General features: G+C 34.4%; 12 protein-coding genes. All 12 read left to right on the top strand.

Features of this window, described 5'->3' with window-relative positions; genetic code table 11:
* Positions 1-325: 325 nt before the first annotated feature.
* The 12 genes from HYN56_RS04265 (at position 326) to proC (ending at position 14,070) form a co-directional block, all read left to right on the top strand.
* A complete protein-coding gene (locus HYN56_RS04265; RefSeq protein WP_109191045.1) occupies positions 326-1,825 on the top strand; it encodes a family 43 glycosylhydrolase in 1,500 nt (499 codons plus the stop codon).
* 238 nt (positions 1,826-2,063) lie between these two features.
* Complete coding sequence (locus HYN56_RS04260; protein ID WP_109191044.1) at positions 2,064-2,291, top strand: CDGSH iron-sulfur domain-containing protein; 228 nt, start codon at positions 2,064-2,066, stop codon at positions 2,289-2,291.
* A gap of 146 nt (positions 2,292-2,437) precedes the next feature.
* The gene (locus HYN56_RS04255) at positions 2,438-3,994 is read left to right on the top strand and encodes a patatin-like phospholipase family protein (RefSeq protein ID WP_109191043.1); all 1,557 of its coding nucleotides are present in this window, start codon (positions 2,438-2,440) and stop codon (positions 3,992-3,994) included.
* 647 nt (positions 3,995-4,641) lie between these two features.
* The gene (locus HYN56_RS04245) at positions 4,642-5,181 is read left to right on the top strand and encodes a DMP19 family protein (RefSeq protein WP_109191041.1); all 540 of its coding nucleotides are present in this window, start codon (positions 4,642-4,644) and stop codon (positions 5,179-5,181) included.
* Between the two features lie 135 nt (positions 5,182-5,316).
* Positions 5,317-6,234 carry a PA3715 family protein gene (locus HYN56_RS04240; RefSeq protein ID WP_109194717.1) on the top strand — a complete coding sequence of 306 codons (918 nt, stop codon included), beginning with the start codon at positions 5,317-5,319 and terminating at the stop codon, positions 6,232-6,234.
* 158 nt (positions 6,235-6,392) lie between these two features.
* Positions 6,393-7,664, top strand: a complete 1,272-nt coding sequence (gene serS / locus HYN56_RS04235) for a serine--tRNA ligase (protein ID WP_109191040.1) — start codon at positions 6,393-6,395, stop codon at positions 7,662-7,664.
* Positions 7,665-7,753: 89 nt separating this feature from the next.
* Positions 7,754-8,590, top strand: a complete 837-nt coding sequence (gene lgt / locus HYN56_RS04230) for a prolipoprotein diacylglyceryl transferase (RefSeq protein ID WP_109191039.1) — start codon at positions 7,754-7,756, stop codon at positions 8,588-8,590.
* Between the two features lie 53 nt (positions 8,591-8,643).
* Positions 8,644-10,425, top strand: coding sequence for a tetratricopeptide repeat protein (locus tag HYN56_RS04225; protein ID WP_109191038.1), 1,782 nt, complete (start codon positions 8,644-8,646; stop codon positions 10,423-10,425).
* A 127-nt stretch (positions 10,426-10,552) separates the two neighbouring features.
* Entirely contained in the window at positions 10,553-10,864 is a 312-nt protein-coding gene (locus tag HYN56_RS04220; protein WP_091489692.1) for a DUF4286 family protein, read from the top strand.
* 199 nt (positions 10,865-11,063) lie between these two features.
* On the top strand, positions 11,064-11,849 hold the full coding sequence (rsmA, locus tag HYN56_RS04215) for a 16S rRNA (adenine(1518)-N(6)/adenine(1519)-N(6))-dimethyltransferase RsmA (protein WP_091489685.1): 786 nt from the start codon (positions 11,064-11,066) through the stop codon (positions 11,847-11,849).
* Positions 11,833-13,182 (top strand): magnesium transporter, encoded by a 1,350-nt coding sequence (gene mgtE, locus HYN56_RS04210; protein WP_109191037.1) that lies wholly within the window; start codon positions 11,833-11,835, stop codon positions 13,180-13,182. Before rsmA ends, mgtE begins: the two co-directional genes overlap by 17 nt.
* Positions 13,183-13,293: 111 nt before the next feature.
* Complete coding sequence (proC, locus tag HYN56_RS04205) at positions 13,294-14,070, top strand: pyrroline-5-carboxylate reductase (RefSeq protein WP_109191036.1); 777 nt, start codon at positions 13,294-13,296, stop codon at positions 14,068-14,070.
* Positions 14,071-14,156: the final 86 nt, after the last annotated feature.

The raw sequence follows: 14,156 nt of genomic DNA, 5'->3' as shown, positions 1-14,156 counted from the left end.
TAAAGATTAACCATGCAGTTTGTCATTTCGAGGAACGAGAAATCTCCACAAGAAGCTCGACAAAGATTGGCTCTCTTAGGAGCGGAGTTACTCGCGGAGATTTCTCGTTCCTCGAAATGACAAACTAGTCCTAAAAACTTTGCCACTCTGCGTCTTTGCGAGATTATTTCACTAATAAATATATCACCTTGCAAGGACTTCGACTTCACTCAGTCTAACAAAATAGTAAAAAAGAACCTTTTTAATCCTTTATCCCGATAGCTATCGGGAGTAGCTAAATTTATCTTATGGTCTTTTTGACTATATTTGAAAAAAATATCAAAACATGAAAAAAATATATCTGGCTGTATTACTATTATTTACTTATTATGATTATTCACAATCACAATCAGAAAAGAATTTAAAGCAGAATCAATATTCCAATCCAATTTTTGCGGGAGATTATCCCGATCCGAGTTTATTGAGAGACGGAAAGGATTATTATATCGTTCATTCTTCCTTTGATTATTATCCCGGACTTTTAATCTGGCATTCTACCGATTTAATGAATTGGGAGCCAGTTACGAATGCGCTTCATAAATATGTTGGAGCCGTTTGGGCGCCCGATTTAATTAAGTACAACAACAAATACTATATTTATTTTCCTGCGAATAATACCAATTTCGTAGTAACTGCCGATTCTATCAACGGACCCTGGAGCGAGCCAATCGATTTGAAAATCGGAAATATTGATCCCGGACATATTGCAGATGATAAAGGAAACCGATTTTTATATTTCAGCAACGGAGGTTATGTGATGTTATCCAAAGACGGACTTTCAGTAACAAGTGAACTAAAACATATTTACGACGGTTGGAAAATTCCGCGCGAGTGGAGCATCGAATGTTTTTGTATGGAAGGGCCAAAATTGTTTAAACGAGGCGAATATTATTATTTAACCGTTGCCGAAGGCGGAACAGCTGGACCCGCAACAAGTCATATGGTCATTTCGGCAAGATCTAAATCGCCACTTGGTCCTTGGGAAAATTCGCCTCATAATCCGATTGTGCGTACAAACAGCAATTCTGAAACTTGGTGGTCAAAAGGGCACAGCACTATTTTTGAAGATGCCAACGGAAAATGGTGGATGATTTTTCACGGTTACGAAAAAGACTATTACAACCTAGGACGCCAAACTTTATTGCAACCGGTCGAATGGACAAAAGACGGTTGGTATAAAATTCCTGATAATATTCAAACTGATAAGCCTATTGCAAAACCTCAAGGAAAAACACTTCCTGAATTTTCATTGAGTGATAATTTTGGAGGTTTGGCTTTAAAGCCACAATGGAAATTTTATAATGGAGTTGAAAGTTCAAGATTTAAAGTAGCCAATAATACTCTGACTATTGAAGGAAAAGGAGATAGTGTTGGAAATAGTTCTCCGCTGGTAATTGTTCCAGGTGGACATTCTTATATGGCTGAAGTCGAAATGGAAATTGAAGGCGATGCTACTGGCGGATTAACGCTTTTTTACGATAATAGATATTATTCAGGAATATTGGCTGATCAGCATAATATTCTGGCCAATTTGAGAGGCTGGCAGTTTCCGACAGAGAAAAATACACATAATAGAAAAGTTTTTCTTCGCTTAAAAAATATCAAAAACACAGTTGATATGTTTTACAGCCTTGATGGAAAAGACTGGAAAAAGATTGAAAACTCTGTAGAAGTTTCGGGATACAATCATAATGTATTAAGCGGATTTTTGGGATTAAGAATTGGTCTTTGCTCTATTGGAAAGGGAAATGTAAAGTTTAGAAATTTTGTTTACAAGGCACTGTAGGGTTTTTGCCACGAAGGCACTAAGGCGCAAAGATTTTTTATTAAGAATCTAAGTTTTTTAAGTTAGTCATCTGTGCTAATGTGCTTAAATCTTTTAAAATCTGTGTGAAACAATAAACTTTGCGCCTTAGTGCCTTCGTGGCAAAACACAACTAAAATAGAACCAGTTTAAACTACGATCATTGCTCTTAAATAAAGATATATTTCGCAATCTTTGCACCGGAAAAAAAACAAAATTTATGAGCAAGACTAAATTAATCATCAATAAAAACGGATCTATTAAAATCGAAGGAGATTTTGAAATCATGGATCCGGAAGGAGCACTTTACGGTTTACAAGGAAGATCTGCACTAGGACTTTGCCGTTGCGGATTATCTAACAACAAACCATTCTGCGACGGAGGACACAGAAACAACTTCGAACATGATTCTGTTGCGTTTGATTTACCGCCAATGAAAACAAACTAAGATTTTTTCTAGTTTTAAATATTTGAAAACCGCATTCAGACAGAATGCGGTTTTTTTATACTATTATTTTGAAAAAATAAAATACAAGTGTTTCATTTTGAATTAATTCAATTAATTTTATCTGCATCAAATAATGTTTTTGATTTATGATATTTAAACGACTTTCTATAGGATTCGTTTTTGTGCTTTTTGTAAATAAAGGAATCGCTCAAAACAAAATAAATCTCTTTTCGGAAATCAATTACAATTCGATTCCTACGGTAAGCTTAAATGAGTATAAATCGGTTCAGGATCGTGATGTGCGATTGCAGAATCCGAATATCGCTTTGGGAGTTGGGATTTCGGGTGGCGGATCGAGAGCGCAGTTTTTTAGTTTGGGAGTCCTTTTAGGATTAGAAGAAATTAAGGATGAGAATTCGAATCATAATTTTCTAAATGAAATCGATTATTTCTCAACGGTTTCCGGAGGTTGTTACTCAGCTGGATATTATCTGACGATTCTGAAAAACAAATTACAATACGATAATTGCACTTTTAATGAATTTTACTTTTCTAAAGCAGATGCCTTTAAATCAGAGGTTAATAAATCGGCTACACTTTTTTCTCTTCTAAATAACAGCAGAAACGAAAAAGGAGAAAAAATCTCTAGGGCACAGCGTTTAGATCTGGAAGTCTTGCAATACGACAGTACCAATCCCGAAAATCAGAATAAGTTTAAAACACAAATGCAGTTGTCGGATTTTTTTATTCCTAAGGAAAGCAAATTAAACCCGCAATTGCCTATGATGGTGGCCAATGGAACGGCTTATAACAATGGTGAACGTTTTCCGTTTATGCCGCATATTATTCGTGCTTTAAAAATCAATTCGTCTTTAGCGCCCAATAAAGCGGCACTTTCGCTTGACGAAAATCAAATTAATAATGGTTACGATTTTCCGCTTACGTATGCCATTACGGCAAGTTCTGCTTTTCCGGGTGTTTTGCCGAAAACCAAATTCGGAATCAAAAATCAGGATAAAATACTGTGTGTGATCGATGGCGGTGCATCGGACAATATGGGGTACGAAACCTTGATCGAATTGCTTCACAACGATACAAAAGTGAAAGACAAAAACAAAAAAGCACTTTTTATTGATTGTTTGGGTCAGGGAAAAAAGTCGCCTTATATAAATGATGGTAAAATCAGATTGCTTTCGTTATTAGAAACGGCCTCTTTATACACCGTTCAAACACGTTACATGACTTTTGAAAGAGATGTAGAAAATGTTTTGGATCGTTATAAAATTCCAACTTCAAATTATCAGGTTATTGGGTTTACCACTTTGAGACATCATTTAGCAAATTTGAAAAAAGATCAGAAATACGACGATTTGGTAACAGAACTAAAAAACAGTGATGATGAAGCGGCAACATGGCTTAAAATGCATGATGATTTTAAAGCGCAACTGATTTCAAAATTTGGTTCGGAAAGTTTTAAAAAAGATAAAAATGGAGAAGTCATACTTTCCAGCTTAGATAAAGAAAAGTTTAAAGATTTTGGTGCCAGTGAACTTTTGATGTTATATGAATATGCTTCTCATGTAGAGACCAAACTAAAAATAACGCCCGAAGAAAAAGAAATGTTACTGCTTTCCGGACGTTTTGCGGCTTATGTAAAGACTGATGAACTGAAAGAGTTATTAGTAGAGAATAAAGGGTTTTAGAAATTAAAAAGAATTACCTACACTTTTAGCTGAAGGCAATTCGATAATATATTTACTACTGAAATAGATTTTTTTTATTTTAAGATTCTTTCATTTTTCTTTTGATGAGAAAAAATCCTGTGATTGGAATGATAAAATTTATTAGAAACACCATGTTAGATATATCTAACTGATAATTTACAACCTCGAAAATAGCAGTCAGAATAATAAGTAAAGAGAAGAAAGTATTAAGAAATGTTACAGTTGAGAGCAGGAATACTTTTTGAATATTTGATTTCCAGAATTTTAAGAATGAAATGAAAATTCCTAAAACTCCAATTCCAGACATGATCCAACAACTGTAGAGAAAAATAAATAGAGTTTTGAAGCCACTAAATAAACCAGGCGCTTCAAAATAGTAGATAAAAAATATAGTTACGCTCCAAATGTTTGTAATAAAAAGGGAAAGAGCTAAACTTTTGAGGATAGTGTTTTTCATAATTTTTAAGTAATTTAAAATTATCAATTTAGATTTTAGTTTCGGTTAAAAAATTCATCTTCAAAAACTTAACCAAAAAAATAATTTAGATCTCTTTGATTGAAATTAAAAAGGATTTTTTCAATTATTTGCTCAACTTTGCAAAACAATTTTTTAAACAAAAACTCAAATGGAATTCGGTAAAATCATTATTTCAGAAACAGCAGCCAATAGCGAAAATCCGCAAGACGTTGTAAATTCGAATATTTCGGTAATCAATTTAATGCGCGAAGAAAAAATAGACGATGATTTGATTCATGAAGATGCCTTGATGAGCTATTATTTAGATTTCTATGCTTCAAAATATACGGAAGGAAATTTTTCGAAATTCGTTCACGATTCCGGCTGGAATAAAGAATTAAACGAATTAATTGAAGAAGGTCTGGCTTTAATTGGCGCCGAAAAACATTTAGAACTTTTTAAAGAACAAAGCAGAAAATTGCGCTTACAAAGTAATATTAAACTTGGGAAATTTCTGCAAGCTAAGTTTGATACTCCAAACCCGCTTCGAGATTTTTTAAATAACAATGCTTATTTTGAACTGGATGAAAATCTGGTCGAACTGAATGCAGCGTTTTTAAAATCTCATCAGGATACCGAAGTACTTTCTGTTGAAGAAATGTTTAAAACACTGGAAGAATTTGTTGGTCATGAAATTAAAAGAGACTAAAATTTTAAATTGTGAAGTCTCACAATCATTGGTTTTTTAGAGTATTATTTGATATTTGGATCTTTTTTTAGCTGTGTTTGTAAGAAAATTATATATTTGGAGAACCCAAAAGTTTCTACAAATAAATTAATGCCTATGAAAAAAACGATTCTCTTAAGTGGAGTTTTACTATTTTTATTTGCTTGCGGTAATGATAAAACTAAGAATGAAGCAGAACTTCAGAATCAGGAACTGCTTTCGCTTATAAAAGCAGATACGAATGTGAATAAAAAGGAGTTTAAAAAGATTGTTTTTAGGAATCTGGATAATATCGAAGATTCCGAAGAACTAAATCTTCCATTGCTTTCAAAAGTTGCTTCCAACCTAAATATTAAATACTCCAATATTAAAATTGACGAGACAAGTTCCATAAACTACGACGATAAAACCGCTTTTTTTGTCTTAACTATTGTAGAACGTAATAGAAAAAAGAAACAATCTAAGGATTACACAGATTTAGGTAATTATTTTCAGCGTAAATATTTATTTGTAGATCGTGAAAGCGGTAGCATAATCGCTGAGGAATTTGATGCTAATTTAGGATATTATCACAATGAAGAGATTCAGTTTTCTAAATCGCATATTTTGAAAAACCTGATTTATCTAAACGAAAATACTCCTGCTATTGGTTTTTATACCGAAGCCAATGCGAACAGCAGAATTGTTTTGTATTCAGAAAAGAAATTTACGTTACTTACGCTGACTGATAATGAAATCAGAAAGGTTTTATACGAATATCCAATCTATCTGACCAATGGCGACTCGAACGGTAGCGGAACGTATCAAATCGAAACACTGGAAACAGGGATAAGTTTAGGAGATGATAAAACAAATGGTCTTTTCGATTTAATTGTAACTAAAAACTTTTCGTATGAAGAAGCGGTTGAAGACAGTTTAGAAAACGAAATGGAAGAAAATAAAGAGCTGAAAATCAAAAAAGAATCTGAAAAACTCAAGTTTAACGGGAAAGAATATGCTTTTCACAGAGATGACAGGCATCGTTTTTTAGAGTAAAAATTATAAATTTAGAAATAACATCAAGGGCACTTTTTTAGTGCTTTTGCTGTTTATAAGAGATTTCGGTTTTACTATAAAACTTTGACCTATTGTTAACAAACATTTCCTTAAATTTGCTTCCGTTATAAAAAATACAATAGTATAAAAATCAAGCTATGTTACAAATTGCATTTATTAGAGAAAATCAGGAGAAAGTAATCAAAGCTTTAGCAAAACGAAATATCGATGCTAAAAGCGTTGTGGAAGAAGTGGTTCAATTAGACGAAAATCGTCGTGCTGCTCAAGTGGAATTAGACAATACTTTATCAGAATCTAATAAATTGTCCAAAGATATTGGTGAATTGATGAAAGCCGGAGAGAAAGCTAAAGCAGCAATCTTAAAAGAAAAAACAGTTTCACTAAAAGAAAAAAGTAAAGAACTGAGCGAAAAAGCAGAAGCTTTGGCTGTTGAGTTAACCAATAAATTATACACTTTACCAAACCTTCCGGCAGATATTGTTCCAGAAGGAAAAACTCCAGATGACAATTTGAATGTTTTCCAGGAAGGAGATATTCCAGCTTTGCATGAAGGTGCACAACCTCACTGGGAATTGGTAAAGAAATATGATATTATCGATTTTGAATTGGGTGTAAAAATCACCGGAGCAGGATTTCCTGTTTACAAAGGAAAAGGAGCAAAATTACAACGTGCTTTAATCAATTACTTTTTAGACAAAAATACTGCTGCAGGATACAACGAAGTTCAGGTGCCGCATTTGGTAAATGAAGCTTCTGGTTACGGAACAGGTCAATTACCGGATAAAGAAGGGCAAATGTACCACGCCGGAGTTGACGATTTATATTTGATTCCAACGGCTGAGGTTCCGGTAACCAATTTATTCCGCGATGTAATCTTAAACGAAAGCGAATTGCCTGTTTTACAAACTGCCTATACGCCGTGTTTCCGTCGTGAAGCAGGTTCTTACGGAGCACACGTTCGCGGATTAAACCGTTTACACCAATTTGATAAAGTAGAAATAGTTCGTATCGAACATCCAGATAATTCTTATGCAGCATTAGACGGAATGGTAGAACATGTAAAAGAGATTTTAAAAGAATTAAAATTACCTTACAGAGTGTTACGCCTTTGTGGAGGAGATATGGGATTCACATCTGCTTTGACTTACGATTTCGAAGTGTTTTCTACAGCACAAGACCGCTGGTTGGAAATCAGTTCTGTTTCTAACTTTGAAACTTTCCAGGCAAACCGCTTGAAATTACGTTTCAAAGATAAAGACGGAAAAAACCAACTGGCGCATACACTTAACGGAAGTTCATTGGCGCTTCCTAGAGTTTTGGCCGGAATTATTGAAAATTACCAAACTCCGGAAGGAATCGTAATCCCTGAGGTTTTACGTCCTTACTGCGGATTTGATATTATAAACTAGTTTTTAGTTCTGAAATATTACAAACCTAACAGGTTTTTAAAACACCTGTTAGGTTTTCTTAATTGGAATAAAAATTAAAAATACAGAGCATGAAAAATGGAATTTTAAACTGGAACGTTGATCCCGTTATTTTTTGGATCACAGATACTTTTCCTTTAAAATATTACGGAGCTCTTTTTGCCTGCGGACTTCTTTTAGGCTTTTATATTGTTAGAAATATTTATAAGAGAGAGAATCTTTCTCTGGACAATCTCGATACTTTGCTTATTTATGTTATTGTCGGAACCGTTTTAGGTGCCCGACTTGGACATTGTTTCTTTTACGAACCGGGTTATTTCTTCCAACATCCAATAGAAATTTTATTGCCGATTCAGAAAATAAAAGGAGTTTATCAGTTTGTGGGTTATCAGGGCTTAGCAAGTCATGGAGGTTCGATAGGTGTAATTACCGCAATGATTTTATATTGCAGAAGATACAAAGTGAAATTTCTGGGACTTTTGGATAAAATGGCAGTTGCTGTTCCTGTAACCGGTGCATTTATCAGAATGGGGAATTTTATGAATTCTGAAATCTATGGAAAACCAACCAATGGAAATTGGGGTGTTGTATTTCAGAGAGACAATTTAATACCAAGACATCCAACACAACTATATGAAGCTTTTGCTTATGTGTTGATTTTTGTAATTCTGTTTTATATGTATAAATCAGAGAAAATTAGAACAGCACAAGGTTTAATTTTTGGAAGTTTCTTAACTTTATTATTCGCAGCCCGATTTATCATTGAATTTTTCAAAGAAAATCAGGAAGCTTTTGAAAACGATATGCTGATTAATATGGGACAGATTTTAAGTATTCCGTTCATAGTAATTGGCTTAGTTTTGATTATTTGGAAATCGAAAAAAGCGGAAAGCATTACATTTTCATAAGACAGTTTTAATTTTAAACGTCTGCTGAAAATCAACTAAAAAAAGACTGCAATATGAAAAACATATTGATTTGTATCGTTTTATTATGTTCTGGTTTTGCATTTGGACAAAACGAGCAGCTGGCGCAGTATTATTATGATAAGGGTGATTTTGAAAAAGCTAAAATCAGTTACGAAGAACTTTTAAAAGGAGCACCTTCCAATACACAGTATTTTTTGAGAACGGTTGATTGTTATCAGCAATTACAACAGTTTGCCAATGCCGAAAAAGCCATTCAGGATCGTTACAATCGTTATAAGCAAGGTGTTTTTCTGGTAGAGTTAGGATACAATTTTCAATTGCAGAAAAACGATTCGAAAGCCAAAAACTACTACGAACAGGCCATCGAAAAAATAAAGGTAAGTCCAAATGATGTTTACGGAATTGCGAGTTCGTTTGAGAAAAAAGTATTGCTGGAATATGCTTTAAAATCGTATCAAACGGCAATGCAGGTGCAGCCGAATTTCAATTTCAATTTTCAGATCGGAATGCTGTATGGACAGTTGGGTAAAACCGATTTGATGATCGATTTACTATTGACGGAATCTTTTACAAATCCGCAGAATACTAGTTTGATTCAGACTCAGTTGTCCCGATTTATGAATGGAGAAACGGATAATACGGCTTTTAAAGATGCCATGCGAAAAGCATTAATTCTTAGAACCCAAAAAGATCAGGATGTTTTCTGGAATCATTATCTGAGTTGGTTTTATGTGCAGCAGAAAGAATTTGGGAAAGCATTTATTCAGGAAAAAGCCATTTACAAACGTGAACCGGAATCCTTGATGAGTATTGTAAATCTGAGTCAGTTTGCGATGAATGAAGATGACGACGAAACAGCCGTTGAAATTCTGAACTTCATTCTTCAAAATACTAAAGATTTAGGTTTGCTGATTCAGTCCAATGCCTATTTAATGCAGATAAAGATTGATAATGCACCCGAAAAAGATTATCCGGTTATTGATCAGGAATTAAAGCAATTGCTGGCAACTTACGAAATCAGTCCTTTTACCTTATCTTTGCAAATCATTCAGGCGCATTTCCTGGCTTTTAATTTGAAAAAAACAGAGGAGGGAAAGGCAATAATCAAAAAAGCTTTAGAATTAAATTTAAACGAATATCAAAAAGCCGATGCTAAAATGGAGCTGGCGGATATTTTGCTTTTGGAAGAAAAATACAATCAGGCACTTATTTACTATTCGCAGATTCAGTTGGATTTAAAGAATGATGTAATGGCGCATGAAGCCAGTTTGAAAGCGGCAAAAACAAGTTATTACAAAGGCGATTTTGAATGGGCAAATAAGCAGTTTAAAGAATTAAAAGCAGCCAATACGCAGTTAATCGCCAATGATGCGTTAGAATATTTTCTTTTGATTAATGACAACACCGCAGCAGATTCGACTCAGGTCGCTTTGAAAGCATTTGCAAAAGGAGATTTTTTAATTTATCAGAATAAAAAACCAGAAGCAATCGTACAGTTTCAGAATATTTTAAAGACTTATAAAGGTCAGGAAATAGAAGCCGTAACATTACTTCGTTTAGGAAAAATTTACGAAAGTCAGAAAGATTTTGCTTCGGCTTTAAGCCAATATCAGCAGATTATTGACAATCACAGTGACGGAATTTATGTTGACGAAGCCTTGTTTTTCTCAGCAGAAATCTACAACGACGAACTAAAAGACACAGAAAAGGCAAAGCCTTTATATGAAAAGGTAATTTTTAATCATCAGGACAGTATTTATTTTGTCGATGCCAGAAAAAAATACCGCGAGTTGAGAGGGGATAAGAATTTGTAAATTCCAATATTTAAAATTCCAAATTCCAATAAAAAGAATTAGTAATATCGTGATTTGAATAGATTTAAGAGTAAGAGAAAAAAACTCAGAACCTCAGAATCTTAGCATCTCAGAACCTTAGAAAAAAATGATTATTTACAACGTTACCACCAATATACACGAAAGCGTTCACGACCAATGGTTAAAATGGATGCAGGAAAAACACATACCGGAAATTCTGGCTACTAATAAGTTTTCTTCAGCAAGAATTGTAAAAGTTCTGGTTGAAGAAGAAATGGGCGGCATTACCTATTCGACTCAATATGTGACAGACAGTAAAGAAACACTGGATAAGTTTTATATAGAAGATGAACCGGAATTTCACAGAGAAGCGTTAGGTTTATTTGCAGATAAAATGCTTTCTTTCAGAACAGAATTGGAAGTTATCTCGGAGCACTAGATAGATAAAGTGTTCAGTGTTCAGGAATAAGTATTCAGTTTTGAAGAATAAAACTTGGTGTTTTTGTGCCTTTGTGGCAAAAAAAACAAAAAATAAAACTTTGTGTCTTCGAGTCTTAGCAGCAAAATAAATCCAATAAGCTTTGAGTCTTTAGTGCAAAAAGAATACTTTTGCGCCCTCGTGGCAAATAAGAAATGAAATGGAAAAAGTAAAAGCAAAAAAACATTTAGGACAGCACTTTCTTAAAGACGAAAGTGTCGCAAAAGCTATTGCAGATACTTTAAGTCTTAAAGGATATGAGGAGGTTTTAGAAATAGGGCCAGGAATGGGTGTGCTTACTAAATATTTACTTGAAAAGCCAATTACTACACACGTTATTGAGATCGACACAGAATCTGTAGCGTATCTGGATGCACATTATCCAAAATTAAAAGATAAAATTATCTCTCAGGATTTCCTGAAGTATAATATAAATGAAGTTTACCAGGACAAGCAGTTTGCCATAATTGGAAACTTTCCGTACAATATTTCTTCTCAGATTGTTTTTAGAACATTAGATCTAAAACACCAGATTCCGGAATTTTCTGGAATGTTTCAGAAAGAAGTAGCCGAGCGTATCTGTGAAAAGAAAGGCTCGAAGACCTACGGAATCCTATCCGTTTTAGCTCAGGCTTTCTATGATACAGAGTATCTGTTTACGGTTGATGAAAACGTTTTTATTCCTCCGCCCAAGGTGAAATCGGGTGTGATGAGAATGACCCGAAAGGAAGATTACAGCCTTCCGTGTAGCGAAAAGTTATTTTTTACAGTAGTGAAAACCGCTTTTCAGCAGAGACGAAAAACATTACGTAACAGTTTGAAAACATTAAATTTATCAGATCAATTGCGAGAAGACACTATCTTTGATAAACGTCCGGAGCAGTTAAGTGTCGATGAATTTATTGAACTAACTCTAAAAATAGAAACCGATGGAGTTCAAAGTTAGTAAAGAATTTATACACCAGTTAGAGGAGCTGATCAATAAGAAAAACGACAATGAATTAGAAGTTTTACTTAATGATCTGCACCACGCCGATATTGCCGAAATTTTAGACGAATTAGATTTCGACGAGGCAACCTATATCTTTAAGGTTTTAGATAGTGATAAAACAGCCGAAATTCTTCTGGAATTGGAAGAAGATCTGCGTGAAAATATCTTAAGCCGACTTTCGCCAAAAGAAATTGCAGAAGAGCTTGATGAGCTTGAAACGAATGATGCCGCCGATATTATCGCGGAACTTTCGCAGGAAATAAAAGCGGAAGTAATCTCTGAAATATTAGACGTTGAACACGCCAAAGATATTGTTGATCTTTTGCGTTATGACGAAAATACGGCTGGTGGTCTGATGGGGAAAGAGCTTGTAAAAGTAAATGAAAACTGGAATGTTTTGACCTGTGTTAAAGAAATGAGAATTCAGGCAGAAAATGTTTCCAGAGTTCATTCTATTTATGTAGTGGATGATGAAAACCGATTAAAAGGAAGACTTTCTCTAAAAGATTTACTGACTTCTTCTACCAAAACTCAGATTGGTGAAGTGTATATCCGAAAATTAAATTTTGTAAATGTTGATACAGAAGACGTCGAAGTTGCTCGTATCATGCAGAAATATGACTTAGAGGCTATTCCGGTTGTTGATGAATTAGGAAGATTAGTTGGAAGAATTACTATCGACGATATCGTAGATGTAATCAAGGAAGAAGCGGATAAAGATTACCAATTGGCAGCGGGTATTACACAAGACGTTGAATCGAATGACAGCGTTTACGAATTAACAAAAGCGCGTTTGCCCTGGCTTTTGATTGGAATGGTGATCGAAATTGTAGCTTCTTTTGTTTTGAAAGGAAATGAAGCAACATTTCAAAAATATTCTACTTTAATCATTTTTGTACCGCTACTTTCTGCAACAGCGGGAAATATTGGGGTTCAGGCATCGGCAATCGTGGTACAAGGTTTAGCAAACGGAACATTGAAAGATTTCAGCCGGGCTTATTTTACTAAAGAAATTACGGTTTCGATGATTTCGGGAAGTATTATTTCATTGCTTTTATTGGGGTATCATTCTATCATGTACCAACAATATTTGGTGGGATTTGCTATTTCAATTTCGATGATTGTTGTAATCCTGTTTGCGGCAACTTTAGGAACTTTAGTCCCCCTTTTCTTAAATAAAAATAAAATTGATCCCGCAATTGCGACAGGTCCGTTTATTACCACAACGAACGACGTATTTGGAATCATGCTCTACTTTGGAGTTGCAAATCTTATTCTTGGATTTTAGATTTTTGCCACAAATTAGCAGCATACAGTGATTTAAAATCTGTAAAATCTGCGTAATTTACAGGCGGAAAATATACTGTTAATCAGTCATCATAAATTCAAACCAGGAAGAATGAAAGTACACATTATTGGAGGAGGAAACCTTGGGGTTTCTATTGCCTTGGGAATCGCTAAATTTTCAAAAAACAATCAGGTTACTGTTACCAGAAGAAACATAGCAAGTATTCAGTATTTATCTGAGTACGGAATTACTGTATCTAACGATAACAAACATAATATTCAGGAAGCCGACGTAGTAATTTTAACCATAAAACCGTATCAGGTTGATACTGTCTTGGCTGAAATTCTGCCTGTGATTCAAAACAAAACTATTGCATCGGCAGTAAGTGGATTGTCTTTAGAAGTTCTTCAAACGAAAACAAATTTTGAATATCCGGTTGTGCGTATTATGCCAAATATTGCGGCACAGTTTGGAGAATCGGCAACTTGTATTTCTTTCCCGGAAAAATACAAAGATAATGCTGCGCCAATTGTTGACTTGTTTCAGGATTTAGGAACAGCTCCGGTAATTGATGAAAAATTGATGGATGCCGCGACGGTTTTAGGTGCGTGTGGAACTGCATATGCATTGCGTTATATTCGGGCTTCTATGCAAGCAGGAATCGAAATTGGATTTGATTCTAATACAGCGCTTTCAATTGCAGCTCAAACTGTAAAAGGAGCGGCTAAAATGCTTTTAGAAGAACGAGTACATCCGGAACAATTAATCGACCGCGTAACAACTCCTCAAGGCTGTACAATCGTAGGTTTAAATGAAATGGAACATAATGGTTTCAGTTCCTCTTTAATTAAAGGAATCAAGACTTCTTTGAAACAGATTAAAGGTTAGGTTTTAAAGAAATTCCAAATATTTTAAATTCCAAATTCCAATTTTTAAAATGGAGTTTGGAATTTTTTGTTTGTAAAATATAACCT

It is taken from the genome of Flavobacterium crocinum (assembly GCF_003122385.1).
GTDB classification, from domain to species: domain Bacteria; phylum Bacteroidota; class Bacteroidia; order Flavobacteriales; family Flavobacteriaceae; genus Flavobacterium; species Flavobacterium crocinum.
Note: the sequence above shows the minus strand (reverse complement) of the source record. Positions and strands in the feature narration are given on the sequence as shown.